The 25,371-nt window shown below is 63.9% G+C and carries 22 protein-coding genes and 1 riboswitch; of the genes, 12 read left to right on the plus strand and 10 right to left on the minus strand.

Translation table 11 applies throughout. The annotated features are described in order from the left end of the window. Positions 1 to 90: 90 nt before the first annotated feature. Positions 91 to 1,212, plus strand: coding sequence for a DUF2336 domain-containing protein (locus ACFSOZ_RS29890; RefSeq protein ID WP_379104013.1), 1,122 nt, complete (start codon positions 91 to 93; stop codon positions 1,210 to 1,212). Positions 1,213 to 1,281: 69 nt separating this feature from the next. Here ACFSOZ_RS29890 and ACFSOZ_RS29895 read toward each other — a convergent pair whose 3' ends face one another. Further along, positions 1,282 to 3,348 carry an FUSC family protein gene (locus ACFSOZ_RS29895; RefSeq protein ID WP_379104015.1) on the minus strand — a complete coding sequence of 689 codons (2,067 nt, stop codon included), beginning with the start codon at positions 3,346 to 3,348 and terminating at the stop codon, positions 1,282 to 1,284. A 107-nt stretch (positions 3,349 to 3,455) separates the two neighbouring features. Continuing rightward, positions 3,456 to 5,510, minus strand: a complete 2,055-nt coding sequence (gene parE / locus ACFSOZ_RS29900) for a DNA topoisomerase IV subunit B (RefSeq protein ID WP_379104550.1) — start codon at positions 5,508 to 5,510, stop codon at positions 3,456 to 3,458. A 237-nt stretch (positions 5,511 to 5,747) separates the two neighbouring features. Between parE and cpaB the strand changes: the two genes are divergently transcribed. From cpaB to ACFSOZ_RS29950, 10 genes are all read left to right on the plus strand, one after another. Then, positions 5,748 to 6,674 carry a Flp pilus assembly protein CpaB gene (gene cpaB, locus ACFSOZ_RS29905; RefSeq protein WP_379104017.1) on the plus strand — a complete coding sequence of 309 codons (927 nt, stop codon included), beginning with the start codon at positions 5,748 to 5,750 and terminating at the stop codon, positions 6,672 to 6,674. Positions 6,675 to 6,706: 32 nt separating this feature from the next. Continuing rightward, positions 6,707 to 8,152, plus strand: a complete 1,446-nt coding sequence (locus ACFSOZ_RS29910; RefSeq protein WP_379104020.1) for a type II and III secretion system protein family protein — start codon at positions 6,707 to 6,709, stop codon at positions 8,150 to 8,152. A gap of 4 nt (positions 8,153 to 8,156) precedes the next feature. Further along, complete coding sequence (locus tag ACFSOZ_RS29915; RefSeq protein ID WP_379104023.1) at positions 8,157 to 8,426, plus strand: hypothetical protein; 270 nt, start codon at positions 8,157 to 8,159, stop codon at positions 8,424 to 8,426. Between the two features lie 48 nt (positions 8,427 to 8,474). After that, a complete protein-coding gene (locus ACFSOZ_RS29920) occupies positions 8,475 to 9,689 on the plus strand; it encodes an AAA family ATPase (protein ID WP_379104026.1) in 1,215 nt (404 codons plus the stop codon). Beyond that, positions 9,686 to 11,107, plus strand: a complete 1,422-nt coding sequence (locus ACFSOZ_RS29925) for a CpaF family protein (RefSeq protein WP_379104029.1) — start codon at positions 9,686 to 9,688, stop codon at positions 11,105 to 11,107. The genes ACFSOZ_RS29920 and ACFSOZ_RS29925 overlap by 4 nt, the downstream gene beginning before the upstream one ends. Positions 11,108 to 11,111: 4 nt before the next feature. Next, positions 11,112 to 12,077 carry a type II secretion system F family protein gene (locus ACFSOZ_RS29930; RefSeq protein ID WP_379104031.1) on the plus strand — a complete coding sequence of 322 codons (966 nt, stop codon included), beginning with the start codon at positions 11,112 to 11,114 and terminating at the stop codon, positions 12,075 to 12,077. Between the two features lies 1 nt (position 12,078). Beyond that, on the plus strand, positions 12,079 to 13,041 hold the full coding sequence (locus tag ACFSOZ_RS29935) for a type II secretion system F family protein (protein WP_379104033.1): 963 nt from the start codon (positions 12,079 to 12,081) through the stop codon (positions 13,039 to 13,041). Between the two features lie 65 nt (positions 13,042 to 13,106). Then, the gene (locus ACFSOZ_RS29940; RefSeq protein ID WP_379104035.1) at positions 13,107 to 13,949 is read left to right on the plus strand and encodes a PA3715 family protein; all 843 of its coding nucleotides are present in this window, start codon (positions 13,107 to 13,109) and stop codon (positions 13,947 to 13,949) included. A gap of 193 nt (positions 13,950 to 14,142) precedes the next feature. Then, positions 14,143 to 14,613 carry a tetratricopeptide repeat protein gene (locus ACFSOZ_RS29945; RefSeq protein WP_379104037.1) on the plus strand — a complete coding sequence of 157 codons (471 nt, stop codon included), beginning with the start codon at positions 14,143 to 14,145 and terminating at the stop codon, positions 14,611 to 14,613. A 165-nt stretch (positions 14,614 to 14,778) separates the two neighbouring features. Then, positions 14,779 to 15,954, plus strand: coding sequence for a GGDEF domain-containing protein (locus ACFSOZ_RS29950; protein ID WP_379104040.1), 1,176 nt, complete (start codon positions 14,779 to 14,781; stop codon positions 15,952 to 15,954). On the opposite strand, the gene gcvP is transcribed toward ACFSOZ_RS29950, so the two are convergent. Genes gcvP through gcvT form a run of 3 tightly spaced genes read right to left on the minus strand, consistent with a single transcriptional unit; the run spans position 15,955 to position 20,257 of the window. Then, complete coding sequence (gene gcvP, locus ACFSOZ_RS29955; protein ID WP_379104042.1) at positions 15,955 to 18,765, minus strand: aminomethyl-transferring glycine dehydrogenase; 2,811 nt, start codon at positions 18,763 to 18,765, stop codon at positions 15,955 to 15,957. Positions 18,766 to 18,782: 17 nt separating this feature from the next. Then, positions 18,783 to 19,151: a glycine cleavage system protein GcvH gene (gene gcvH / locus ACFSOZ_RS29960; RefSeq protein WP_379104044.1), complete on the minus strand. Its 369-nt coding sequence runs from the start codon at positions 19,149 to 19,151 to the stop codon at positions 18,783 to 18,785. A gap of 5 nt (positions 19,152 to 19,156) precedes the next feature. Then, positions 19,157 to 20,257 carry a glycine cleavage system aminomethyltransferase GcvT gene (gcvT, locus tag ACFSOZ_RS29965; protein WP_379104046.1) on the minus strand — a complete coding sequence of 367 codons (1,101 nt, stop codon included), beginning with the start codon at positions 20,255 to 20,257 and terminating at the stop codon, positions 19,157 to 19,159. Positions 20,258 to 20,406: 149 nt separating this feature from the next. Then, a riboswitch (glycine riboswitch) is annotated at positions 20,407 to 20,493 on the minus strand. A 178-nt stretch (positions 20,494 to 20,671) separates the two neighbouring features. Here gcvT and ACFSOZ_RS29970 point away from each other — a divergent pair. Further along, positions 20,672 to 21,673 carry a hypothetical protein gene (locus tag ACFSOZ_RS29970; protein WP_379104049.1) on the plus strand — a complete coding sequence of 334 codons (1,002 nt, stop codon included), beginning with the start codon at positions 20,672 to 20,674 and terminating at the stop codon, positions 21,671 to 21,673. Between the two features lie 55 nt (positions 21,674 to 21,728). Here ACFSOZ_RS29970 and ACFSOZ_RS29975 read toward each other — a convergent pair whose 3' ends face one another. From ACFSOZ_RS29975 to gfa, 5 genes are all read right to left on the minus strand, one after another. Continuing rightward, complete coding sequence (locus ACFSOZ_RS29975) at positions 21,729 to 22,520, minus strand: molybdopterin-binding protein (RefSeq protein WP_379104051.1); 792 nt, start codon at positions 22,518 to 22,520, stop codon at positions 21,729 to 21,731. A 1-nt stretch (position 22,521) separates the two neighbouring features. After that, positions 22,522 to 23,403, minus strand: coding sequence for a cytochrome b/b6 domain-containing protein (locus tag ACFSOZ_RS29980; RefSeq protein ID WP_379104054.1), 882 nt, complete (start codon positions 23,401 to 23,403; stop codon positions 22,522 to 22,524). A gap of 97 nt (positions 23,404 to 23,500) precedes the next feature. Beyond that, a complete protein-coding gene (locus tag ACFSOZ_RS29985; protein WP_379104055.1) occupies positions 23,501 to 24,178 on the minus strand; it encodes a DUF1345 domain-containing protein in 678 nt (225 codons plus the stop codon). A 31-nt stretch (positions 24,179 to 24,209) separates the two neighbouring features. Beyond that, entirely contained in the window at positions 24,210 to 24,677 is a 468-nt protein-coding gene (locus tag ACFSOZ_RS29990; protein WP_379104057.1) for a YaiI/YqxD family protein, read from the minus strand. 67 nt (positions 24,678 to 24,744) lie between these two features. Further along, entirely contained in the window at positions 24,745 to 25,314 is a 570-nt protein-coding gene (gene gfa / locus ACFSOZ_RS29995) for an S-(hydroxymethyl)glutathione synthase (protein ID WP_379104059.1), read from the minus strand. Between the last annotated feature and the right edge of the window lie 57 nt (positions 25,315 to 25,371).

The raw sequence follows: 25,371 nt of genomic DNA on the forward strand, positions 1-25,371 counted from the left end.
TAATGAACATGGTGAACCGTTCGTAAACCATTTCTGCCTACCGTCTGCACGGGGCCAGGAGCATTCTGGCAAGGGGCGTAAGCAGGCGGTATGGTTGTTTCGCATTTTTTGAGATGGATTTGCACGGCCAGGGTCTCGGAGCGGGCCGCCGCGGCCAATGCTCTGGCTCGAGCCTACGTCAATTCCGACCTGCCTTTCGAGGACCGCTGCGCCGCCGAGGCGGCGCTGACGCTGCTGCTCGACGACGCATCGTCGAAGGTGCGGCTGGCGATGGCCGAGGCGCTGTCCATGAGCCCCCATGCGCCCTTGCAGATCATCAGCGCACTGGCCTCCGACCAGCCGGAAGTAGCCGGCGTGGTGCTGGCGCGCTCGCCGCTGCTGACCGACGCCGATCTGATCAACCGCGTGGCCAGCAGTCCGAAGGTGACGCAAAAGCTGATCGCCGACCGGCCGCTGGTTTCGATGGCGCTGTCGGCGGCCATCGCCGAGATCGGCGAAGCGGAAGCCTGCGCCGTGCTGCTCGCCAACACCGGCGCCGACATCGCCTCGCTCAGCTTCCGCCGCATGGCCGAACGCCACGGCCATCTGCCCCTGGTGCGCGAGGCGCTGATATCGGATGCCCGCCTGCCTGCCAACTGTCGGCATATGCTGCTCGTCAAGCTTGGCGAGATGCTGAAAACGTCGCCGCTGGTCATGGCGATGATGGGCGCGGCGCGAGCCGACCGCGTCATGCGCGACGCCTGCGTCAAGGCTTCGGTGACGCTGATCGAAGGCACGCGCCAGGAAGAACATCCGGCGCTCATCGAGCATCTCAGGCTGCGCGGCGATCTCACCGCCAGCTTTCTCATCCGCACCATCACGCATGGCAAGGTCGATTTCTTCGGCTCGGCGCTGGTCGCGCTCAGCCAGCAGTCGGAACAAAGGGTGAGGGGGCTGCTTGCCGGCGGGCACGATGTGGCTCTGGAGGCGCTGTTCCGCAGCGCCGGTCTCGCCGCCGTGACGCATGCCATCATCCTGCGCGCACTGAAGATCTGGCGCGAGGTGGCCAATGGCAAGCGCGTCGCTGGTGTGCAGGAGGTCAGCTGGCTGATGCTCAAGGAATTGGGCGGACAGTCCGCGGAAGGCGATCTCGCCGCGCTGGTCAAGTCGATCCATCTCGATGCGCTGCGTGAAAATGCACGGGGCCATGCGCTGGCGATCGCCGCGGCCTGAAGTGTATCGATTACTCAGGTGGTGCCGGCCTGCGAATGGCTGTCTCCTGCCTGAATACACTTAGCCACCCTAGCTCCGATCCTTCGCAAAAAAGTCCGGAAAATCCTCCATCGCGGCGGCAATGATGCGCAGCGATGCCGCGATCTGCAGCATCTCGCCAGTGCCGTTGCGCTGCGCGATGCTCGCCGCATAGTCCCGCGCGACAGTGATGGTCGACGTCTGCGGATCGCCGGGGGCGCGAAAGAGCAGTTCGCGCGCCAGTCCCCTCAGGAAGTTGGCGATAGACAGCGCGGTCTCGGATGGGATGGCATGGCCCTGGCTTGCGCCGCGCAGCCGCAGGATCTCCAGGCCGACCGTGACGGCGGCGACGCCGCCGCCCAAAACCGCATCGCCCTTCCTGCCGGCATTCTGCACCAGCGGCATCAGCTGGTTGATGCGGTCATAGGCGAGGCTCTCGAAGGCCGAACGCCTCGGCACGCGCTCATGCAGGCAAAGCCGCGCCAGGTCCTCGCGCATGGCGCGCACGATGCGGTTGGCCGCGAGCCACGGATCGGCGGGCAGCACGACGATGAAGACACCGATCGCCAGCAGGATGCCCACAAGGACCGACGCCGAACCGGCGAAGAACGGGCCAGGATCATAGGTCATCCCCTGATGCGGACTGAGGAAGGCAAGGAAGTTGATGGCGAAGGCCGTCGCCACGCCGACATAGCGTGGATTGGCCATGGCCAGCGCCGTAGGCACCAGGATAGGCACGACAAACAGCATGAACCAGCCGAAGCCGGGCAAAGCGGGCAGTGCGATCTGGCCGACGAGAAAGGCAAAGGGCAGGGCGAGCAGCGTTCCCTTGAAGAAGCCCCAGGACACTTGCACCGGGTCGGGGCGGGCGGCAAACAGGCTCGACACGACGGCAACGAGAATGACCGTACCGGCCGCTTCCGACCATTTCGTCGTCAGCCAGAAGGCCGCGACCAGCAACGTGGCCAGGGAAGCGCGCACCGCATTGCGCGATGCGCCGGGGTAATCGCGATGCACCACCAGCGCGGGCTGCCTGCTGCCCCGGGCCGGGCGCGTGGCAGGCGCGCGCAAGGCGTCGAGGCCGCGCAGCACCTGCTTGAGCGCCTCGGCGAAATCGGCGGCGATGGTGAGGCGGGTGATGGTGCCGACCCTGTCGTCGCCCTGATCTCTCGATGCGTCGGGCATTTGCCGTGCCTTGACCGAGATCGCGTCGAGCCGGGCCACCCAGGGTGAGGTGTCGTCCAGCGCGCCGGGTTTGGCTGCCAGTTCGCTGACAAGGGCCTGCAACTCCGAGCGCACCGGAATGAGCGCCGCATTTTTCGGGGCAGCGTGGGAATGCAGCGCGCGTGCCGCCGACAGGGCGGAGAGAAGTTGTCCAATGGTGCGCCGGACCGGATGCGCGCGCGGCGCGAAGCTCGGTGCTTCGAGCCTGGCATAGGCACGCATCTCGCCAAGCGTCTGGGTGTCGGCGACCAGCTTTCGGTGCAGGCCCGACAGCGTTGCCGGATCGCCGCCTGAGAATGCGCCGCCGGCATAGGTGGCAAGATCGAGGATGCAGCGTTTCAGCCGCGAGATGATGGCGTCGCTGGCCAGTTTTGGCAGGATCAGCCGGCTGGTCAGGCCGGCGCAGACAATGCCGAGCACGATCTCGGCACAGCGTGCGACCGCAAGGTCGACGACGAGGTGCGGCTGTCCGAAGGCAGGCAGGCCGATGATCATCGCGGTGTAGCCGGCAAGGGCGGCACCATAGGCTTCGGGATTGCGCAGCAGCGATGAGACGAAGGTGCAGATGCCGATCCAGACGGCAAGCACCGTCACCAGCACCCAGGGGCCGGTGCCGAACACCGTGGTGATGCCGATCGCAGCTATGCCGCCGGCGAGCGTGCCGAGCAGCCGGTAGAAGCCTTTCGCCAGCACCATGCCGGCGACGGGCTGGGCGACGATGAACACCGTCATCATCGCCCATTGCGGGTGGTCGAGCTTGAGGGCGTAGGCGGCCAGAAGCGCGATCAGGCCGGCCGAAACGGTGCGCAGGGCGAAAATCCAGTCTGAACGCGTCGGCTGCGTCAGCCCGGCCAAACTGGTCTCGAAATAGCCTTTCAGCCGCGCCCGGATCACGTGCTGGTCTCCGTATCGGAAGCGCAAGCTAGAGCAATTTCAGGAAAAGTGTGAAACGGATTTCCGTCCGGAATTCCGTCAAAACAAACAGATAGACCGGGTGCGGCTTATATATCCAGCACTTCCGTTGCGGCGAATTCGGCGCGTTCCTGGATGAAGCGGAAGCGGGCTTCCGGCTTGGTGCCCATCAGCGCGTCGACCGCGTCTTTGGTCGCGGCCTCGGCGTCGATGACATCGATGCGAAGCAATGTGCGCTTCCTCGGATCCATGGTGGTTTCCTTGAGCTGCGCGGCCATCATCTCGCCCAGGCCCTTGAAGCGGCCAAGTTCGACCTTGCCACGCCCGGTGAATTCGGTGCGCAGCAGCTCGTCCTTGTGCGCGTCGTCACGGGCATAGGCGACCTTGCCGCCTTGCCGGATCGAGTAGAGCGGCGGCACCGCCAGATAGAGGTGGCCGCCACGAACCAGCGCCGGCATCTCCTGGTAGAAGAAGGTGATCAGCAGCGAGGCGATGTGGGCGCCGTCGACGTCGGCGTCGGTCATGATGATGACGCGGTCATAGCGCAAATCCTCGTCGCGATATTTCGACCGCGTGCCGCAGCCGAGCGCCTGGATCAGGTCTGAAATCTGCTGGTTGCCGGCGAGCTTGTCGTTGCCGGCGCTGGCGACGTTGAGGATTTTTCCGCGCAACGGCAACACGGCCTGGCTGGCGCGGTCGCGCGCCTGCTTGGCCGAGCCGCCGGCCGAGTCCCCTTCGACGATGAACAGTTCGGCGCCTGCGGCGGCATTTTGCGTGCAGTCGGCGAGCTTGCCCGGCAGCCGCAATTTGCGCACCGCGCTCTTGCGCGACACCTCTTTTTCCTGACGCCGGCGCACCCGTTCGTCAGCGCGCGCGATCACCCATTCGAGCAGCTTCGAGGCCTCCTGCGGATTGTCGGCCAGCCAATGGTCGAACGGGTCGCGGATCGCGGTCTCGACAATGCGGATTGCCTCGATGGTCGCCAGCCGGTCCTTGGTCTGGCCGACGAATTCCGGCTCGCGGATGAACACCGACAGCATGCCCGCCGCCGAGATCATGACGTCTTCCGAGGTGACGATCGAGGCGCGCTTGTTGCCGACGAGATCGGCATAGGCGCGCAGGCCCCGTGTCAGCACGTTGCGGAAGCCGGCCTCGTGGGTGCCGCCTTCAGCGGTCGGGATGGTGTTGCAGTAGGAATTGATGAAGCCGTCGCCGCCAAACCAGGTCACCGCCCATTCGAGCGAGCCATGGCCGCCCTGCTTGTCGCTCTTGCCGGCGAAGATTTCGCGCGTCACCTGGAACTCGTCGCCGAGCGATGCCTTGAGATAGTCCTTCAGGCCGCCGGGAAAATGGAACTCGGCCTTGGCCGGCGTCTGGTCCTTTTCCTTGATCAGCGACGGATCGCAGGTCCAGCGGATTTCGACGCCGCCGAACAGATAGGCTTTCGAGCGCGTCATGCGGTAGAGCCGCGCCGGTTCGAATGCCGCGCCCTTGCCGAAAATCTGCTCATCGGGGTGGAAGCGGATTTTTGTGCCGCGCCGGTTGTGAACCTCGCCCAGCTGCTCCAGGCCGGTTACCGGGACGCCGCGCGAAAAGCGCTGGCGATAGAGTTGGCGGCCACGCGCGACCTCGACCTCGAGATGGTCGGACAGCGCGTTGACCACGGAAACGCCGACGCCGTGCAGGCCGCCTGATGTCTCGTAGACCTTCGAGTCGAATTTCCCGCCCGAATGCAGCGTCGTCATGATCACTTCGAGCGCCGGCTTCTTGAATTTCGGATGCGGATCGACGGGGATGCCGCGGCCATTGTCGGTGACGGCGAGATAGCCGTCGGCCGAGAGTTCGACATCGATGAAGGTGGCATGGCCAGCGACCGCCTCGTCCATCGAATTGTCGATGACCTCGGCGAACAGGTGGTGCATCGCCTTGTCGTCGGTGCCGCCGATATACATGCCTGGCCGGCGGCGCACCGGCTCCAGCCCTTCCAGCACCTCGATGTCGGCGGCGCTATAGCCCTCGCTGCCATCCTTGGTCGCGGCAGGACGCTTGGTCGCTTGCACCAGCGGATCCGCCGGGCGCACCGGCGTGCGCACTGGCTGCGGCTGCTTGTCCAGGTTGCCGAAAAGATCGTTGTTGTCGTCCATGCCTGCCATGAAGTCCGATGCTGCGAATCACCTCGCGATACTGCCACGCTTTTCAGCGCCAAGCGACGGAGGTTCCTGTTCCGTTCGGGGAATTGCTCCGTCTTAACCCAAAACCATTCGATAACCAAGCCGGCGGAAATAGGTCAAATGCCGCCGCACAAGATTCCTGATTCTTTAACAATGCCGCCTAGCGTGGGCCCAACAAAACAAGAAACTGCGGGCATCAGGGGTTTCGGCGTGAGGGGCAAGGCCATTTCGATGATCGGCATCGCCGCCGTTTTCGGCGCGATCTCGATCTTTGCCGCGGATTTCTGGGTCAAGAGCCAGGCCAAGGCCGATAGCGAAGAGAAGACGGCGTCGATCGCCGTTCCCGCGGCACCCAAAATCGAGTTCAAGACCATCGTGGTGGCCAATGCCCCGTTGCGTTATGGCATGGAACTCGACCGCACCAAGCTCAGCGAAATCCCCTGGCCGCAGGATTCCCTGCCGCAGGGCGCCTTCCCGACCATCGATGGGTTGCTTGGCGACGGCAATCGCGTGGTGCTGACGCCGATCGAGGTCAACGAACCGGTGCTGCTCACCAAGCTGTCCGGGCCCAATGGCCGCGCGACGCTCTCCAACATGCTGACGCCCGGAATGCGGGCGGTGACCATCCGCACCGACGAGATCGCCGGTGTCGGCGGCTTCGTGACGCCGGGCGACCGGGTCGATGTCGTGCTGACGCGCGATGCCGGCGAAATCCAGGAAGTGGCCAAGAATGCGCAAGGCGCTGCCGGTTCGACCGTCACCTCGGAGATCGTCGTCTCCGATGCCAAGGTGCTGAGCGTCGGGCAGGGCGCCGACTCGCGCCAGACCACGCCGCAGATTGCCAATTCCGTGACCATCGAGGTGACGACCGAAGGCGCGCAAAAAGTGGCGCTGGCCCGCACCGTCGGCACGCTGTCGCTGTCGCTTCGCTCCGCCAGCGAAGGCGGTGACGGCAAGAACGGCGTCACCACCATCTCTTCCTTCGGTGGATCGGTCGCTTCGAATGTGCAGGCGGCGGCCAGTTCGTTGTTGAATGCCGTGGCGAAAGGGCCGGAGAAACCGAAATTCAAGACGGTCATCGTGACGCGCGGCACAAAGGCCGAGGAATACCAGGTTCCTTCGCCGGACCAGAAATAGAAGCCAGTGGGGACTGGGTGAGGGACGGGACAATGTTCGGGCTGATCACATATCGGGTCATGGGACGGTTGCGCGTTTTGCGCACCGTGGCTGTCGCGGCTTCGCTGGCGGCTGCCGGGATGCTCGCCTTCGGCACCTCGGCCAGGGCCGACAACGACATCGTCTACGTGTCGTCGACCAAGAATGCGTCGATCAAGGTGGCCAAGGGCAAGCCGAAGACGATCATGACCAACGCCGCCTTCTACCAGATCGTCATCGGCGATCCGGAGATCGCCAACGTCAATCCGTTGACCGACAAATCCTTCTACGTGCTCGGCAACAATCTCGGCACCACCGGCATCGCGCTGTTCGATGAGAAGAAGCAGCTTGTCGGCACCGTCGACATCGAGGTGACGCTCGACACCGACCAGTTGGCCAGCACCATCCGCGCCAGCGTGCCGGACGCCAGGATCAAGGTCGGCTCGGCCAATGGCCGTGTCGTGCTGTCAGGCGAGGCCGATGACGCGGTCGCCGCCGAAAAGGCAAACAAGATCGCGACGCGCTTTTCCGGCACCGAGGAGGTGATCAACTCGGTCAACATCTCGTCGTCGCAGCAGGTTCAGCTCAACGTTCGCTTCGTCGAGATCAACCGCCAGGCGGGCCAGGATCTCGGGGCCAAATACAGTGCCAATTTCGCCTACGGCCTCGGCGGACGCGATGTGACGATCGATCCGGGCACGGTGCCGGCGGCCGGCACCGGCGAGATCATCGGCCGGCTCCTGTCGGACGGTGTGTCGATCGATATCGCCATCAAGGCGCTGGAAGAGCGCGGTCTGGCGCGTCGGCTGGCCGAACCTAACCTGATTGCCCGTTCGGGCCAGACGGCAAGCTTCCTCGCCGGCGGCGAATTCCCGATCCCGGTTTCCGAGGACAACGGCAAGATCTCCGTCAGCTACAAGAAATACGGCGTCAGCCTGGATTTCACGCCGACGGTGCTGAAGGACGGGTTGGTCAGCCTGGACATCGCGCCGGAAGTCTCCTCGATCGACGCGTCATCCTCCTACAACATCGGCAGCATCTCGGTGCCCGGCTTCATCGTGCGCCGCGCCAGGACGTCGGTCGACCTGAAGAACGGCCAGAGCTTCATGATCGCCGGACTGCTGCAGTCGCAAAACGACATCACCACGTCGCGCATTCCCGGCCTCGGCAAGATGCCGGTGCTTGGAGCGCTGTTTTCGTCGAAATCCTATCAGCGGCGCGAGACCGACCTGGTCATCATCGTCACCCCCTATCTGGTCAAGCCGGTCGACCCGTCAAAGAAGCTCGTCGAACCGACCGATGGTACGCAGCCGGCCAGCAACGTCGACTATTTTCTCAACAACACCGAGGAAGTGAAGACGTCCGACACCAGTCGCGCGCTGGCTATGGCCGGCGGCAGTGTCGCGCAGCCGGCTGCCGTTACCACGGTCGGGCATTTCCTCGACCTGCCGAAGGATTGAAGCCATGCGTCTGGTCTTGAGATCGAGCATCGCCTTGCTGCTGGCCGGCCTCGCCGCCGGCTGCACCAGCGACGACTATGTGCGCACCGAAGGGGTGTCGTCCGCCGCTGGCAATGCGCAAGCCGCCAACACCGCCATGCAGATGGTCGATCCCTGGAAATACGGTGTCCAGAAGACAAAACTTCTTGTTCCCGCCCAGCGCGGCGAAGCGGCGGTCATCACCCCCGATCAGGCGGCCAGTGCGAAGGCGTCGCAATCCACCACAAGCAACTGATCCACGGGCAACTGATTCAACGGTCGATCGACCTGACAGGCTGACAGAATGGCAAACGGCACCAAGACCAGGAAGATCCTGCTCGTATCGACCGACAGGACCTTTGTGCAGGATACGCGGACCGCATTCGCCGCCTCCGAAATCATCCAGCTCTCGACAGTGGAAAAGAGTATCACGGAGCTGCGCGGCGAGATCCAGGAAGCCGACTTCGGCGCCGTCATCGTCGACATGGATGCGGCAAGGCTGGAGGAGGTCGAGTCGCTGCAGCGCATCATGCGCCGGCTGGAGGGCAAGGCACCGGTCGTCGTCGTCACCCAGGAGTTCAACGCGGCCGCTGTGCGCATCCTCGTCCAGCTCAAGGTCGCGGATTTCCTGGTCAAGCCGATCACCACCGCCGACCTCGTCCGCTCCGTGGTGCGTGTGCTGCAAGGACCCGGGCGCGAGGAGAACACCGAGTCGCAGATCTACACCTTCATGCCGGCCGCCGGCGGTGTCGGCACCACGACGCTGGCCCTGCAGACCGCCTTCCAGCTGCATCACTCGGTGATGCGCGGCGCGTCGACTTGCGTGGTCGACCTCAATTTCCAGCAGGGCGCCTGTGCCGAATATCTCGACCTCGAACCGCGTTTCGACATCACCGAGATCGAAAACCAGCCCGAACGCCTCGACCGGCAACTGCTCGACGTGATGCTGTCGAAGCATGCCAGCGGCCTTTGCGTGCTGGCGGCGCCGACGCATCCGGCGGAAATGCGCTCGTTCAAGACCGATGTCGTCGTGCGCATGCTGGACCTTGTTTCGGCCTATTTCGACAATGTCGTCATCGACATGCCGCGCACCTGGTTTCCATGGACGGAGACCGTGCTGCTCGGTTCCAACAAGCTCTATATCGTCGCCGAAATGACGGTGCCCTGTCTGCGCCACACGCAGCGCCTGATCCAGGCGGTCTACGAGACCGCCGGCAAGGAAGTGAAGCCGAACGTCATCGTCAACCGTTTCGAGCAGAAGATGTTCGACAATGGCATCAAGCAGGCGGACGTCCAGGAAATCCTCGGCGAGCATTTCGTCGGCGGCATCGCCAACAACTACCGGCTGGTGCGCGAGGCGGTCGATCGCGGCGTGCCGCTGCACGAGATCGACCCGAACGCCAATGTCATCAACGATCTGAAGAAGATCATCCTGCCGGAGGAAGCAGTCCAACCGCGGGCGAAATCGCGCTCGCTGTTTGGCATGGGCCGGGGATTGCTGAAGAGGAAGGCCGGATGACCAGCCGCTTTTCCACCCTGCAGAACCGCGATGCGCGTCCGCAGCGCGCCGCCGAACCAATGCCGGTCCCGCATCATGCGGTCGTCATTCCGACGAACCGAAAGGCGCTGCCGGCAAAGCCGGAAGCAACACCGGCAAAGAATGCCAACAAGGTGCTTGATGCGCGCGTGCGTATCCACCGGCTGCTGCTCGAGGAGATCAACCTTGTCGCGCTGGAGCGTTTGCCCAAGGATGAGATGCGCCGGCAAGTGCATGATTTCGTGTCGGAAAAGACCAAGCAGGAGCGGATGGCGATCAACACCGTCGAGCTTGACGCGCTGGTCGACGACATTGTCGACGAGATGGTCGGCCTCGGTCCGCTGGAGCCGCTGCTCAAGGACCCCGATATCAACGACATCCTGATCAACGGCCACCAGAACTGCTTTGTCGAAAAGAAGGGCAAGCTGACGCCGGTCCATATTCCTTTCAAGGACGAGGCGCATCTGCTGCGCATCATCAACAAGATCGTTGCCGCGGTCGGTCGCCGGGTCGACGAATCGCAGCCGATGGTCGATGCGCGCATGCTGGACGGCTCGCGTTTCAACGCGGCGATCCGCCCGGTCGCGGTCGACGGACCATTGGTCTCGATCCGCAAGTTCTCCAAGAACAAGCTCGGCCTGCACAAGCTGGTTGAATTCGGCGCCATCACCCAGAACATGGCCGAAGTGCTGGCGGCGGCCGTGCATGCCCGCAAGACGACGATCATTTCGGGCGGCACCGGCACCGGCAAGACGACCATGCTCAACGCGCTGTCGGCCTTCATCCCGGAAGACGAGCGGTTGATCACCATCGAGGATGCAGCCGAGCTCCAGCTGCAGCAGCCGCATGTGGCGCGCATGGAGACGCGTCCGGCCAACATCGAAGGTCATGGCGAGCTGAAGCAGCGCGATCTGGTCAAGAACGCGCTGCGCATGCGCCCCGACCGCGTCATCCTTGGCGAGTGTCGTGGCGAGGAAGCCTTCGACATGCTGCAGGCGATGAACACCGGCCATGAGGGATCGATGGCGACCATCCATGCCAACACGCCGCGCGACGCCATCTCGCGCCTCGAGCAGATGCTCGGCATGACCGGCATGCCGATGACGGTGCAGTCGATCCGCAGCCAGATCGCCAGCGCGCTCGACCTCATCGTGCAGCTGACACGCCTGTCCGACGGCAAGCGCAAGGTGACCAGCGTCGCCGAGGTGACCGGCATGGAAGGCGACGTCATCCAGATGCAGGAGATCTTCCGCTTCGTGCGCACCGGCATGGAGGCCGACGGCAAGATCCTCGGCCACTACGAGGCGACCGGCATCCGGCCGCGTTTCCTCGAGGATCTGCGCGCCATGGGCATCGAGTTCCCCGGACGATACTTCGAACCCGGCCGGCCGCAGGAGTAGCCAGGTGTTTGACGGACTCAGCGCGATCTATGTCGTCTATGCCGCGGCAGCGCTTACCGGCATCCTGATTGCCGAAGCCTGCTACCTGCTTTTTGCCGGCCGCAGCGACAAGCGCACCGCGATCAACCGGCGCATGAAACTGCAGGACAAAAGGATCAGCCAGGAGCAGGTGCTTGTCCAGCTGCGCAAGGAGCGCGGCCTGGATGCCGGTACGTCGCTGCTTTCGCCGGACCGGTTCCGCGCCCTGCGAACCCAGTCGGGCATGATCATGCCGCTGCCGAAATTCCTGATGATCACCTGCGGCGTGTCTTTTGCCGCGGCTCTGGCAGCCATCTGGTACGGCATGCCGCCGCTGCTCGGGCTTATCCTGTTTGTCATGCTTGTGCCGGTGCTGCCAGTGATGGCGCTGCGCTTCAAACGCGGCCGCCGGCTGAAGCGGTTCGGCACGCAATTGCCTGAGGCACTGGAATTGATCACGCGTGGCCTGAAGGCAGGCCATCCGGTGCCGGTGGCGATCGCCATGGTGTCGCGCGAAATGCCCGACCCGATCGGCACCGAGTTCGGCGTCATCGCCGACGAGGTGACCTATGGCTCGGATCTGGTTACGGCCTTGAACTCGCTGTTCGACCGCGTCGGCCATGAGGACCTGCCGCTGTTCGTTACCGCCGTCTCGATCCAGACCAGTTCGGGCGGCAACCTGCGCGAGATCCTCGACGGCTTGGCGTTGACGATCCGCGAGCGCGGTAAGCTGCGCCGCAAGGTGCGCGCCATTTCGACCGAAGGACGCATGTCGGCCTACATCCTGACGGCGATACCGGCGCTGCTGTTTGCCGCCATCATGGCGCTGATGCCGGGCTTCTACCGCGACGTCTGGGGTGAGCCGAAGACCTGGTATCTGATTGGCGGCTCAATCGCCTGGCTGATGCTGGGCAATCTGATGATGTTCAAGATGTCGAATTTCAGGTTCTGACATGCAAGGCTTCATCGAATTCCTCGCTTCGCTTGCGCCGACCTCGCTGATGCCGGCGGCCGTCCTGCTGCTGGCTCTGGGCGCTGTCGCGGTTGCCTGGCCAATGGTGGCGGCGAAGAGCGACCACAACGAGGTCAGGCGCCGGCTCAAGGTGGATGACGGTCCAGTGGCCACGAAGCCTGAGCCGGTGCAGAAGAAGAATGCCGGCATCGTGCGCGAGAAGGCGGTGAAGAGGGCGCAGGAATTCTACGCCAAGAGCGATCCGGAAAATGTCGCCCGGTTGCGCATGAAGCTCATCCAGGCGGGCTACATGGAGCCACGCGCCGTCGGCATGTTCTTTCTCGTACGCTTCGCCGCGCTGGTCGGCTCGGCGATCGGCGCTTTTGTGCTCAACCAATGGCTGGGCAGCCCCGACTCGACGATGGCCAGCCGCTGGGCCTTCGTCATCCTGTCGGGAGTGGCGGGCTATTTCTTCCCTGGCCTGGTGCTGAGCCAGAAGGGGCGGGAAAAGCGGCGCGAATACCGCAACGGCTTTCCCGATTTCATGGACCTGATGATCGTCTGCTCGGATGCCGGCATGAGCATGGAGGCCGGCATCGAGCGCGTCTCCAAGGAACTCGCCAAGACCTATCCCGCGCTCAGCCAGAACCTGCAGCTCGTGTCTCTGGAACTGCGGGCCGGGCGCAGCCTCGACGATGCGCTGAAGGCGCTCGCCGACCGCCTCAGCCTGGACGAGGTGCGGTCCTTCGCCACGCTGCTGCAGCAATCGAAGGAGCTCGGCACCAGCCTGTCGGGGGCGTTGCGCGTCTTTTCCGATGAAATGCGCCACAAGCGCATGTCGCTGGCCGAGGAGAAGGCGCACGCCCTGCCGGCCAAGATGTCGGTGCCGGTGACGGTGTGCATCCTGCCGGTGGTGCTGATGATTGCGATCATCCCGATCATCGTCAAAATGACGACGCACTAGGAAATGCCGATATCCAGGTGAGGCCGGCCTGAACAGCGCTACATCGGGATCGGCAAAGTCCGCAAATGAGTGAGAAACCCATGCGAATGCTGTTGCGCACCCTCTTCCTCGGTCTCGCTACTGCCGGTCTGTCACCCGCCTGGGCCGCGGCCGATTGCGGCGACGCCGCCGCCCTGGTGCAGCAGGCCTATCCCAAGGCCCAGAAGAGCAGCGACGGCGCCTCGTTCACACTCGAACCCCATATCAGCATCGCCCTGACGCTCACGGATGACGATACGCCGGGGCTGGTCTGCAAGATCTGGCCGGCCCATGACGACCTGCTGTTGGTCGCAGTGCCGTTGATCGACAGCGCCAAATCCGGCGACGGCGAGCATGTCGGTGATATCGAGATCCTGGTCGTCGACAGGAAGAGCCGGCAGGTGCGCCAGCGCCTGCTGCAGCCGGGGCTGATGAACGATGATGCCGTCGCCATCCGCAAGGTCGAATTCGATACCGGCCGCTACACGCTGTCGCCCGATGTCACCGCCTTTGGCCTGCGCATCGAAATGGCAAACAACTCGCTGCCCAATCCCTTCAGCGAAACCGACCTGCGGCTCTATGCCCTCGCCGGCGATGCCCTGCGGTTGGTGCTCGACGGCCTCGTCGTGGCCGGCAATGGCGGCGAAGGCGATACCAATTGCGCCGGGTCCTTTCATACCAGCCAGGTCAGCCTGGCGATGAGCTCGGCGAAACATCATGGCTACCACGACATCACGGTGGTCGAGCAAACGGATACCGACAATCCGTTGCCCGACAAGAATGGCGAGTGCCAGTCCCATCCAGGCAAGTCCGTAAAGCGGACCTATCGGCTGCGTTATGACGGCAGCCATTATCCGGTTCCGGCGGCGCTCAAGGCGCTGGGGCCGTGAGAACGCCGGTCGCGTCCCTGCCGCAGAGATTCTTCAGGAAACAGGCCTTCACTCGAAGGTTCGCGGCCTGGTGGTTAATGGCCGGTGTGCCCGAAGTCTAATTTTAAGCGCATTTCGGCACCGAAGTTTAATTGCTCGGATGTAGTGTGTTTCCTGAAGAACGACCCGGCAAATCGGGCGATGAGGCAGGGGCATGCGTCACAGTAACTTCTCGGCAATGGCCGCGTTGGCGGCCGTCTTGATTATGTCTGGCTGTACGACGGGCAGCGTCGATACCACCAAGACCACCGCCATCCAACCGGCGGCAAAAGAAATCGACACCTCCGATCTGGCGGAAGGCAAGGCGCAGTTTCGCGACGCCAATTACGGCCTCGCCGAACAGCATTTCCGCAAGGCCGTCGAGTTGAAGGCCGACAATGCCGAAGCCTGGATGGGGCTCGCCGCTTCCTATGACGAACTTGGCCGCTTCGACTTTGCTGACCGTGCTTACAGCCAGCTTTTGAAAGTCGCCGGCCGCAAGCCGCAGATCGTCAACAACATGGGCTATTCGCAACTGTTGCGTGGCAATCGCAAGAAGGCCAGGGCGCTGCTGCTCGAAGCGAAGGCCGGCATGGCCGATCCCACGGTCGTCGATGCCAATCTCGCTCTGCTGAACAAGGGCTGATCCGGTCGTCGCGTCCAAGGGTGCGGTTTCGGGACACAGGGCATCGACGCTTTGTAAACCCTATCCGCAGGTTGCGTCGAAAGGTCGGCCGAAAACCGTATCCGAGGGCTGCCGCTGACCTAGAATGCAGCGCACCCACCGACGCTCGAGAGGCTCTCGCCTGACATGCTGGACTTCAGTTCGCTCCTGCTCGCGGCCGCGCTGTCGGGGATCTGCCTCAGCGCAACCATGTTCGCGATCTGGTGCACCGCGCCCAAGGCGGGCTTCGTCCTGACCGTGGCGTGCGGCATTCTGGTGCTCGTCGCGCATGTGATCCTGTTCTGGCGATACACCAAGGAGCCCGATCCATTGCTCTGCCAGATCGTGCTTGTGCTGCTCAGCCTGGGGTTCCTGATCATCTGCCTGTCGGCCATGCAATATCTCGGCGTGCCCGGCTATCGACGTGCCTTTGCACCGACCCTTGCCGCCATGGCGATCTGTGCGGCCGTGACCTTCATCGGCCTTGATGGTGTCGGCTTCATCATCACCTACGCGACGGTAACGGCGCTGCTGTCGGCGATCGGCGCGATGTTCTGGATCAACGGCAGCCATGACCGCCGGATCCTGCTGGTGGTTTCATTTCTAAGCGGCACCTGTGCGGTGTCGTTTGCGCTCTGTGGTATGGTTCTGCTGGGCAGGGGGCAGTGGGTGCTCGCGGCCGCACCCGACAACTGGGCCGAACGGCTGAATTCCGTGGTGGCGGTGGCCTGCATGACCGGGCTCGGCGCGTTGACGCTCTCCCTCCATCATCTGCAGGCGCAGATCGAGCTGAAGGCCGAGACCATGACCGACCCGCTGACGGGGTTGATGAACCGTCGGGCGCTGAAATCGCTCTATGGCGAACGGAGTTTCGGTCCATTCATGTCCGTCGTCATGTTCGACCTCGACCACTTCAAGCGGACGAACGACGTCTACGGTCACCCGGTCGGCGACCAGGTCCTGTGCCGCTTCGCCGCGGTCATCAAGAAATATGCCAGGACCGGCGTCGACGCCTTTCGCCTCGGCGGCGAGGAATTCGCCGTCGTCATATCGCGGATGACGGATGAAAGAGCCTACGATCTCGCCAGCAAGATCGGCGTCGCCTTCGGCACCGAAATCGTTGCCACCCAGATCGGTCCGTTGCGCAGCACGGTCAGCGGCGGCATCGGCTTTGGCGAGGCCGACGGCCGCAGCCTCGATGACGTGCTGGCCGAGGCCGACACAGCGCTCTATGCCGCCAAGCGCGCCGGGCGAAATTGTGTCATCAGCCGCAAAAGGACGGGCAAGACCGAACCGGTCAAGCCGGCCTTGCGCTCAGCGTAATTATTCCGCCGCGCCCAGATAGTCCGACAGCGGCGGGCAGGAACAGACCAAGTTGCGGTCGCCGGCAACATTGTCGATGCGCGACACCGGCGGCCAGTATTTGGCTGATGTGTCGGCGTCACCGGCGGGGTAGGCCGCCTCCAGCCGCGAATAGGGATGGCTCCACTGGCCGGCCAGTGCCTCGGCGGCTGTGTGCGGTGCATTGACCAGCGGGTTGTCGGCCAAGGGCCATTCGCCCTTGGCCACCTTGGCGGCCTCGCCCGCGATGGCGATCATCGCCTCGCAAAAACGGTCGAGTTCGCGCTTGGGCTCGGACTCGGTCGGCTCCACCATCAGCGTGCCGGCGACGGGGAACGACATGGTCGGCGCATGGAAACCATAGTCGATCAGCCGCTTGGCGATGTCGTCGACGCTGATGCCGGCGCTGTCCTTGAGCACGCGGGTGTCGAGGATGCATTCATGCGCGATGCGATCGTGCCTGCCCTTGTAGAGAAGCGGGAAGTGCGGCGCGAGCCGCGTCGCCACATAGTTGGCCGAGATGATGGCGGTTTCCGTAGCCTGCTTCAGGCCGGAAGCGCCCATCATGCGGATGTACATCCAGGTGATCGGCAGGATCGAGGCGCTGCCGAAAGGGGCGGCCGACACCGCATGGCCCGAGCCTTCGGTGACGTGGCCCGGCAGATACGGCTGCAGATGCGCCTTGACGCCGATCGGGCCGACGCCCGGGCCGCCGCCGCCATGCGGGATGCAGAAGGTCTTGTGCAGGTTCATGTGGCAGACGTCGGCGCCGATATCGCCGGGGCGGGCGAGACCGACCAGGGCGTTGAGGTTGGCGCCGTCGAAATAGACCTGGCCGCCATGCTCGTGAATGAGGGCGCAGAGGTGGCGCGCGCCTTCCTCGTAGACGCCATGCGTCGAGGGATAGGTGAACATCAGCGCCGCGAGATTTTTGGAATGCTCATTGGCTTTGGCCCTCATATCGTCCATGTCGATATTGCCATCCTCGCTGCAGCGCACGACGACGACGCTCATGCCCGCCATCGCCGCACTGGCCGGATTGGTGCCATGCGCCGAGGACGGGATCAGGCAGACGGTGCGATGGCTTTCGCCACGCGAGCGGTGGTAGCCGCGAATGGCAAGCAGGCCGGCATATTCGCCCTGGCTGCCTGCGTTGGGCTGCAAGGTGACGGCGTCGAAGCCGGTGATCTCCGACAGCCATCCTTCCAGTTCGCCGATCATGGCGCGATAGCCGACTGAATGCGCGGCAGGTGCGAAGGGATGGAGATTAGCAATGCTTGGCCAACTGACCGGCATCATCTCGGCGGCGGCGTTGAGCTTCATGGTGCAGGATCCGAGCGGGATCATGGCGCGGTCGAGCGCCAGGTCCTTGTCGGCCAGCCTGCGCAGGAAGCGCATCATCTCGGTTTCCGAGTGGTTCTCGTGGAAGACGGGTTGAGTGAGGAACTCCTTGCCACGCGGCCTGCCAGGCACGGTGCTGGCAGCGGCGGTCCCAGCCTTGGCGCCAAACAGCGCGGCGATCGCGTCCACATCGGCATCGGTCGAGGTCTCGTCGAAACAGACGGCGACATGGTCGGCGTCGATGATGCGCAACAGCCGGCCGGTCTTTTCAGCGGCAGATGCGATTGCCGCGGCCTTGCCCTTGACCTCCGCCGTCACCGTGTCGAAGCGGCTGGCACCGAGCACCGAAACGCCTGATGCCTCGAGGCCGGCGGCCAGGCGGTTGGCCAGCGCGTGGATGCGCCCGGCGATCGCCTGCAGCCCGGCGGGGCCATGCCAGATGGCATAGGCTGTTGCCATGTTGGCGAGCAGGGCCTGGGCGGTGCAGATGTTGGAGGTGGCCTTGTCGCGGCGGATGTGCTGCTCGCGCGTCTGCAGCGCTAGACGATAGCCCGGGCGGCCCTTGCTGTCGGTCGATTGGCCGACGAGGCGGCCGGGCATCAGCCGGGTCAGTTTGTCGGAGACGGCGCAATAGGCGGCGTGCGGGCCGCCAAAGCCCATCGGCACGCCGAAGCGCTGCATCGGGCCGACGGCGATGTCGGCGCCAAGCTTGGCCGGTGCGTCGGTCAGTGTCAGGCCGAGCGGATCGGCAATGAAGATGACCAGCGCGCCGGTGGCGCGAGCCTTCTCGATCGCCGCCTTGTGGTCGCCATAGACGCCGAACGTGTCTGGCCAGGAGACGAGCAGGGCGGCGGTGTTGTCGTCGATCGTCTCGCCGTCGATCTCGATGTCGAGCGGTTCTGCGCGGGTGCGCACGACATCCAGCGTCTGCGGATGCGGCGTGCCGGCAAGCGCCACCTTGGTGCGCTTGTCGCGATGGTGCCGCAGCGCAATGCCCACCGCCTCCGCGACGGCGGTGGCTTCATCGAGCAGCGAGGCCGAGGCCACCGGCAGACCGGTCAGTTCTGCGACCAAGGTCTGGAAATTGAACAGCATTTCGAGCCGGCCCTGGCTGATCTCGGCCTGGTAGGGCGTGTAGGCCGTGTACCAGGCCGGGTTCTCGAACAGATTGCGCTGGATGACCGGCGGCACGTCGACGCCGTGATAGCCGGCGCCAATGAAGCTCTTCAGCACCGTGTTCTTTGCCATCGTCGCTGACAACTCGGCCAGGGCTTCAGCTTCGCTGGCCGGTGCGGGCAGGTTCAGCGGCAAGTCGAGGCGGATCGATCTCGGCACGGCCTGGCTGATCAGTGTCTCAACCGAGGGAACGCCGATAACGGCCAGCATGGCTCTGACATCGTTGAGGCCGGGGCCAATGTGGCGGGCCGAGAAGGGGGTGGGTGCTGCGGTCATCTTTTTTGGTCCTGCTATCAGCCGATGTGGGCCAGGTAAGCGGCCTCATCCATGAGGCCTTCCAACTGGCTCTCATTGGCCAGCTTCATCTTCCACAGCCAACCGGCGCCGGTTGCCGCCGAGTTGACCAGCGACGGATCCGACGACAGCGTGCCGTTGGCCTCGGTGATTTCGCCGTCGACCGGCGCGTAGACGTCGGACGCCGCCTTGACGGACTCGACCACCACGGCGGTATCGCCCTTGGCGAGCTTCTTTCCGGTTTCGGGTAGTTCGACGAAGACGAGATCGCCAAGCTGCTCCTGCGCGTAGTCGGTGATGCCGACCGTGGCGATGCCGCCCTCGACGCGGAGCCATTCGTGATCTTCGGTGAAATAGGTTTTTGCCATGAAGATTATCCTTTGCGGTAGCGATGCGGTGTGAAGGGCAGGGAGCTGATATCGACTGGGATTTTCGTGCCGCGCACATCGGCGAAAACCCGTGTACCGGGCTTTGCCAGCGGCGTTGCGACATAACCCATGGCGACCGGATGGCCGGCCGAGGGGCCGAAGCCGCCTGAGGTGACATGACCGGCGGGATTGCCGTCGGCATCGAAGAGCGCGGCGCCGGCGCGTACCGGCTGGCGGCCCTCCGGCTTCAACCCGGCCCGCTTTTGCGCGGGTCCCCGTTCCACGGCGGCGCGCAGGGCGTCGGCGCCGATGAAAGCGCCGGAGGCGCGGATATCTTTCGGGATCGCCCACATCAGTCCGGCGCTGGCCGGGTCGGTCTCCGGCGTGATGTCCTGGCCGTGCAGGCACAGCCCAGCCTCCAGTCGGAGGCTGTCGCGAGCGGCAAGGCCGATCCACAGCACGCGCTCATCGCCGAGCAATTTCGCGACGAGGTCGCGCGCATCGGCCTCTGGCAGGCCGATCTCGAAACCGTCCTCGCCGGTGTAGCCGGAGCGGCTCATGAACCAGTTCTGCCGTGGCTCGACCCCATGCATGAACAGCAGTGAGCCGGTCTCGATGCCGGCGCGGGAAAGGGCTGCCCAGGCTTCAGGGCCCTGGATGGCAAGGAAGACGCGATCGAGCGGCTCGACCCTGGCGTCGAATTCCGCGGCAAGCGCACGCAAATGCTTTTCGTCGGCCACGGCGTTGCCTGCGTTGGCGACCACCATGAAGCGCTGGTCGCCCAGCCTGGTGACGATCAGGTCGTCCAGAATGCCGCCTGCTTCATTGAGGAAGAAGGACAGTTTGGATTGCGAGATTTCGAGAGCGCCGGCATCCAGGGGACAGGCGCGGTTGAGCAGCGCAACCGCTTCGCGCCCGCTGACCTCGAACAGTTTCATATGCGAGATGTCGAACAGGCCGGCATGCTCGCGGGTGTGAAGATGCTCCTTCATGACGCCGGCCGGATAGGTCAGCGGCATCGACCAGCCGGCAAAGGCGCCAAAGCGCGCGCCGGCGGCTACGTGGATATCTTCCAGGGGAAGGTGTTTGGTGTCGTCGCCCGTCATGTCATCTCCAGAGTCGCACGCAATCGGCCGCGAATGGCGACCAGTCCGTGCCCCTCTGTCTGAAGCCTGAGAGACTCGCGCAACCGGAACTCTGTCAGCGGCGCTTACACCTTCGGCGCGGGGGCAAGCCCCGACTTTCCAGAGTGTCTTTCCCGTCTACGGTTCTTTTGCCTGAGAGATTTCGGGCGATTTCCCCTTCGGCGGCAGCTTTCGCTGCTCTCTCCCGCAAACAGGTAGGACTCGCAAGAGCCCTCGACTCGTCATCCATAGCCCGTCGACGACACATTGTCACCTGCCTGCGACGTATTGCTGACAAGTCTTCGCTAACCACGCCGTTTGCCGGAGACACTGCTGATATGTTGGCAGCCATGAGGCTTTGCGCCGGCGCTTGCCGGCAGCGGACGGGGACGACAAATGGGCGAATTGATCATGAGTGCGCCGGTGGCAGGGCTGACCTCGAAAAGCCGCATCACTGGGGAAGACGTGGCCATGTTGCGCCATGAAGTGTTCGGCGATGGCGTGGTGACGCGCGGCGAGGCCGAGGCGCTGTTCGCGCTCGACGCCACGGCGAAGGACAAGTGCCAGGAATGGCCGGGCTTCTTCGTCGAAGCGGTCACCGACTACATCGTCCACCAGGAAATGCCGTCGGGCTACATCTCGCAGGACAATGCCGACTGGCTGATCCGCACGATCTCGCGTGACGGCATGGTCGACAGCCGCACCGAACTCGAACTGCTGGTCCATGTGCTGGAAGAGGCGAGATCATCACCGAGCCAGCTTTGCGTCTATGCGCTGGAGCAGGTCGCCCACGCCGTCATCGACGGCAAGGGGCCGCTGATGCTTGGCGGTGCGCTGGTTCCCGGCCTGATCGCCAAGGCGGAGGTCGAGCTGCTGCGCCGGATCCTGCACGCCCATGGCGGTGACGGCAACATCGCCATCACCCGTGCCGAGGCCGAGGTCCTGTTCAAGATCAATGAGCGGACAGCCCAGGCCAACAACGATCCGTCCTGGAACCATCTGTTCGTCAAGGCGATTGCCAATTTCGTCATGTGCTCGGCCGGCTACGAGGCGCCGACACGCGATGTGGCGCTGCGCCGTGATGCCTTCCTCGAACAAGCCGATCCGGAAATCGGCGGTTTCTTCAGCCGCATGGTCTCCGGTGGCCTCGCCGGCATCATGGAGGCCTATCGGTCCCCCGACGACATCGAGGCCGAGTGGGAAGCCAAGAACAGGGCGGCCGAGGCCCTGGCTCGCCGCGCCGAGACGATCGATGCCGGCGAAGCCAGCTGGCTGATCGAACACATCGGGGCGGACAGGCCGCTGTACGAGAACGAACGCGCTCTGCTGACCCTGATCAAGCACGCCTCGCCGGAAATCCATCCAGCGCTCAAGCCGCTGCTCGACAAGGTTGCTTGAACCGGGCGGCGGCGCTCGCTACGCCCCCGGGCCGATCATCATTTTGCTGTGCGGTTCAGATTCCGCCGTACCAGTCGTAGCCATTGTCTTCCCAATAGCCGCCCCTGCCGCCGCCGACATTGGCGAAGCCGTCGACCAGCTCGATCTTGTAGAGATATTTCGGCATCTTGTAGCCGAGCTGACGCTCGACGCGGACACGCAGCGGCGCGCCGTTCTCGACCGGCAGCGGCTTGCCGTTCAGGCCATAGGCGAGGATCGTCTGCGGGTGGCGGGCGTCGATCAGGTCGATCGTGCCGTAATATTTGATGTCGCCGGAGAGGCTGCGGTCGATCGTGTCGAGACAATGGAACATGACGTAGCGGGCCTGCGGCTTGACGACCGCCTGGTCGAGCACCAGCGACAACGGCGTGCCGGTCCATTTGGCGATGCAACTCCAGCCTTCGACGCAGTCGTGGCGGGTGATCTGGGTGCGGCTCGGCATGTTCATCAATTGCTCGCGGCTGAGCGACAGCGGCTTTTCGACAAGACCCGAAACCTCCAGCCGCCAGTCGGCGAAATTGTTGGCGAGAAGACCCTTGTAGACGTCGTCGTCAGGCGCCGTGACGCCGTTCGGCCGCTGCGGCTGGCGGATGTCGGCCTCGGTGAATTCCGGCGCCAGCGCATCGCGTCCGGCAAGCAGGCGTTGCGCCCGGTATGTCAGGCCATTGGCGTTTTCGAGGAAGCTGCGCAGGCCGCCGCCAACGCTAAGCTGGCTGTCGAAAGCGTCGCAGCCCGACAGCATGATGCCGGAAGCGCCAAGGCTGGCACCCGTCAGGAATTTCCGGCGGCTGATCTCGAACTTGGCCATGTCACGCACTCCTCTCGGTGGAATTATCACCCTGTGTGGGAGGATCGGTGCGGTACCAGCCGGTGATGATCGAGCGCAGTTCGTTGATCGGGCCGGCGGCGAGGATCATCAGGATGTGGACGACGAAGAAGGCGACCAGCAGCACCATGACGGTGAAATGGATGGTGCGCGCCGTCTGCCGGCCGCCGAGCAGATCGTTGAGGAACGGCAGCACCGAGTTCATGCTGGGCGACATCGCCAGGCCGGTGATGATCATCAGCGGCAGCAGCACGAACAGCACGCCGCCATAGGCCATCTTCTGCAGCGTGTTGTATTCCCGCGTGTGGTGGAATTTGAGCTTCGCGTGGTCGATGATGTCTTGCGGCAGGCGCTTGAGATCGTCGAGGCGCGGTGCCAGATCGCGGCGCAGATGGCCGTTCACAGCGCTGGCGACCAGCCAGACGATCAAGGTCGTGGTCAGTATCCAGGCAAAGAAGAAATGGATGACGCGGGCTGTGCCGAGGTCATAGTAGGACGGGATGGTCGCCCAGGACGGGAAGCCGCGCGCTGTTTCGTTGCCGGCCGGACCGGACCAGCCGAGCACGCCTGTGGTGTCGAAGCGATGCCCGAAGATTTCGGTGTAGCCGCGCGTGCCGGCGTCGGTGTTTTCGGCGCCAATGGCAAAGATGGTGTTGTTGTAGTCGAAGCCCGACTGCTTGCCGATGTAGAGCTGTGGGCGGGCGTTGAAAATCTGCAGGCCGGAAAGCAGCATGAAGAACAGCGAGATGGCCCAGATCCAGTGCGTCAGCCGCGTCCAGCGCGACTGCCGATAGATCAGCGTTGTATCATTCGAAGCGGGCGCATCTGGTCCGGCGGCGGATTGGCTTCTGGCAACCGATTCCATCTTGTCTCGTCTCCCGGCCTCGCGGCGTGGCCTGCGCGTTCATTGTCCTCCTGATACGTCGCCAACCAAACCGATGTTTCATCCGATCACGGAATTATTATGGGCTGCCCAGGCTGACGGCGAGATTGACGGCCGCGGCGACGATGACCGTGTTGAAGAAGAACGACAGGATCGAATGGACAAGCACGACACAACGCATATGCGTTGTCGAGATGTTGGTGTCGGCGGTCTGCGCGGTCATGCCGATGACTGTCGAGAAGTAGAGGAAATCCCAGCCTTCCGGCCGCTTGTCGCCCGGGAACAGCAGCCCGCCGACCGGGATTTTCTTCTTGGTTTCGGCGTCGACCGCATCGCCGTCCATCCAGTAGACATGGGCGTAATGGAGCGCTGCCATGGCATGGATGGTGAACCAGCCGAGCGGGATCGACAAAAGCGCGAATCCAAGCTCGACAGGGTGAGCGCTGTCTTTCTGGTTGATCAGTTGAAACAACGAGAAGGTGGCAACGCCGACGACGACAAGCGTCACCGCGAAGATGACCAGCACCGGCTGGTCGGTGGCGCGCGCATTCTTACTCAGATACCTGCCGGTGAATTTTGGCATCTGGGCGACGACAAGGATGACGTAGGCGGCAAAGAATGCGTTGGCGCCAATCGAATAGGCGAGCGAGGCGTGCAGCAGCAACGCCACGACAAGTGCCACAACGCCGAAGCCGAACGACATCGCGAACAGCATGTGGCGCTGCATGGGGTTCTTCGTCGGGGTTTCGGCAGCCATGGCGGTTCCAACCTTGTATGGCGCTCGGTTCCTACTGCGGTGTGGCGGATTTGAGGGCGCGCCGCAAGATGCGGTCGAGTTCGCCGAGAAACCGCGAACGGTCCTGCGGTGCGAAGCTGGCATTGTAGCCCTTGCTTTCGCCAGTCTCGCGCAGATGCTGCTTGAGGTCGCGCATCGCCACCGCCATGCCGATCGTTTCCGGCGTGAACGGGCGCCCGGTCGGGCCGAGCACATGGGCACCGAGCGCCACCGCACGGGCGGCGAGCGGAATGTCTGATGTGATCACGATGTCGTTGGCGCGCGCATTGTCGACGATCCAGTCGTCGGCGGCGTCGGCGCCCTTTGACACCACGACGTTGCGGATCATCGGGTCGCGCGATGGCCGCAGGCCGCCATTGGAGACGTAGGTGACGACGACGCCGTGGCGCTCGGCGACCTTTTCGACCTCGGCCTTGACCGGGCAGGCATCGGCGTCGACGAGAATTGACGGTGCGGGCATCGTGGGTTCCAATGTCCATGGGGCCGGGCGATTTCGTCCGGCCCCATGGATATGATCCGATCGGCTGTTACGCCGGCAAGGCGCCGGACTTCTTCGCCGTCCAGGTGGCGATATAGTCCATCAGGCCGGGATTGAGGCAGTCATAGGGTTCCAGCCCGATTGACTTCAACTGCGCGCGGATGCCGTCCATCCGCTTCGGATCGACACCGGATTCGATGATCGACGAGACGAAGGCGGTGAAGCCCGGAGGCGACCAGCCATCCTCGACGAAACGCTCGGGGTGGATGAAGGTGAGGCCCTTGAAGGCATGATCACGCTCGACCGGCCCGTGCATGTGGACGCCGCAGCCGGTGCAGGCATGACGCTGGATCAGCGCGCTGGGGTCGACTACTTTGAGCTTGTCGCCGTTCTCGGTGACGGTGACGTCGCCGGTGCCGGCCACGGCAACGACCGAGAACACCGCGCCCTCCGGCTTCCAGCATTTGGTGCAGCCGCAGGCATGGTTGTGGGCGATCTGGCCCTTGACCTTCACCTTCACCGGCTTGCTGGTGCAGGCACAGACCAGCGTGCCGCCGGCAAAGCTTGCGCTTTCCCTGGGCAGCCCATTGTCGATCTTCGGATGCAGTTTTTCCGGCATCTTATTCCTCCCTTGTTGAACCCTGTGCAACTTCAGCCGCTGGCCCTTCGGTCGGCG

The sequence above is a fragment of the Mesorhizobium newzealandense genome (genome assembly GCF_042682145.1).
Classification (GTDB): Bacteria; Pseudomonadota; Alphaproteobacteria; order Rhizobiales; family Rhizobiaceae; genus Mesorhizobium; species Mesorhizobium newzealandense.

What these genes read in the sequence shown, in the direction of transcription:
- ACFSOZ_RS29890 (WP_379104013.1), top strand. Translation starts at nt 91, where the DNA reads ATGGTTGTTTCGCATTTTTTGAGATGGATTTGCACGGCCAGGGTCTCG.
- parE (WP_379104550.1), bottom strand. Translation starts at nt 5,510, where the DNA reads ATGGACGACAACAACGATCTTTTCGGCAACCTGGACAAGCAGCCGCAG.
- ACFSOZ_RS29910 (WP_379104020.1), top strand. Translation starts at nt 6,707, where the DNA reads ATGTTCGGGCTGATCACATATCGGGTCATGGGACGGTTGCGCGTTTTG.
- ACFSOZ_RS29915 (WP_379104023.1), top strand. Translation starts at nt 8,157, where the DNA reads ATGCGTCTGGTCTTGAGATCGAGCATCGCCTTGCTGCTGGCCGGCCTC.
- ACFSOZ_RS29920 (WP_379104026.1), top strand. Translation starts at nt 8,475, where the DNA reads ATGGCAAACGGCACCAAGACCAGGAAGATCCTGCTCGTATCGACCGAC.
- ACFSOZ_RS29925 (WP_379104029.1), top strand. Translation starts at nt 9,686, where the DNA reads ATGACCAGCCGCTTTTCCACCCTGCAGAACCGCGATGCGCGTCCGCAG.
- ACFSOZ_RS29935 (WP_379104033.1), top strand. Translation starts at nt 12,079, where the DNA reads ATGCAAGGCTTCATCGAATTCCTCGCTTCGCTTGCGCCGACCTCGCTG.
- ACFSOZ_RS29940 (WP_379104035.1), top strand. Translation starts at nt 13,107, where the DNA reads ATGAGTGAGAAACCCATGCGAATGCTGTTGCGCACCCTCTTCCTCGGT.
- ACFSOZ_RS29945 (WP_379104037.1), top strand. Translation starts at nt 14,143, where the DNA reads ATGCGTCACAGTAACTTCTCGGCAATGGCCGCGTTGGCGGCCGTCTTG.
- ACFSOZ_RS29950 (WP_379104040.1), top strand. Translation starts at nt 14,779, where the DNA reads ATGCTGGACTTCAGTTCGCTCCTGCTCGCGGCCGCGCTGTCGGGGATC.
- gcvP (WP_379104042.1), bottom strand. Translation starts at nt 18,765, where the DNA reads ATGACCGCAGCACCCACCCCCTTCTCGGCCCGCCACATTGGCCCCGGC.
- gcvH (WP_379104044.1), bottom strand. Translation starts at nt 19,151, where the DNA reads ATGGCAAAAACCTATTTCACCGAAGATCACGAATGGCTCCGCGTCGAG.
- gcvT (WP_379104046.1), bottom strand. Translation starts at nt 20,257, where the DNA reads ATGACGGGCGACGACACCAAACACCTTCCCCTGGAAGATATCCACGTA.
- ACFSOZ_RS29970 (WP_379104049.1), top strand. Translation starts at nt 20,672, where the DNA reads ATGGGCGAATTGATCATGAGTGCGCCGGTGGCAGGGCTGACCTCGAAA.
- ACFSOZ_RS29975 (WP_379104051.1), bottom strand. Translation starts at nt 22,520, where the DNA reads ATGGCCAAGTTCGAGATCAGCCGCCGGAAATTCCTGACGGGTGCCAGC.
- ACFSOZ_RS29980 (WP_379104054.1), bottom strand. Translation starts at nt 23,403, where the DNA reads ATGGAATCGGTTGCCAGAAGCCAATCCGCCGCCGGACCAGATGCGCCC.
- ACFSOZ_RS29985 (WP_379104055.1), bottom strand. Translation starts at nt 24,178, where the DNA reads ATGGCTGCCGAAACCCCGACGAAGAACCCCATGCAGCGCCACATGCTG.
- ACFSOZ_RS29990 (WP_379104057.1), bottom strand. Translation starts at nt 24,677, where the DNA reads ATGCCCGCACCGTCAATTCTCGTCGACGCCGATGCCTGCCCGGTCAAG.
- gfa (WP_379104059.1), bottom strand. Translation starts at nt 25,314, where the DNA reads ATGCCGGAAAAACTGCATCCGAAGATCGACAATGGGCTGCCCAGGGAA.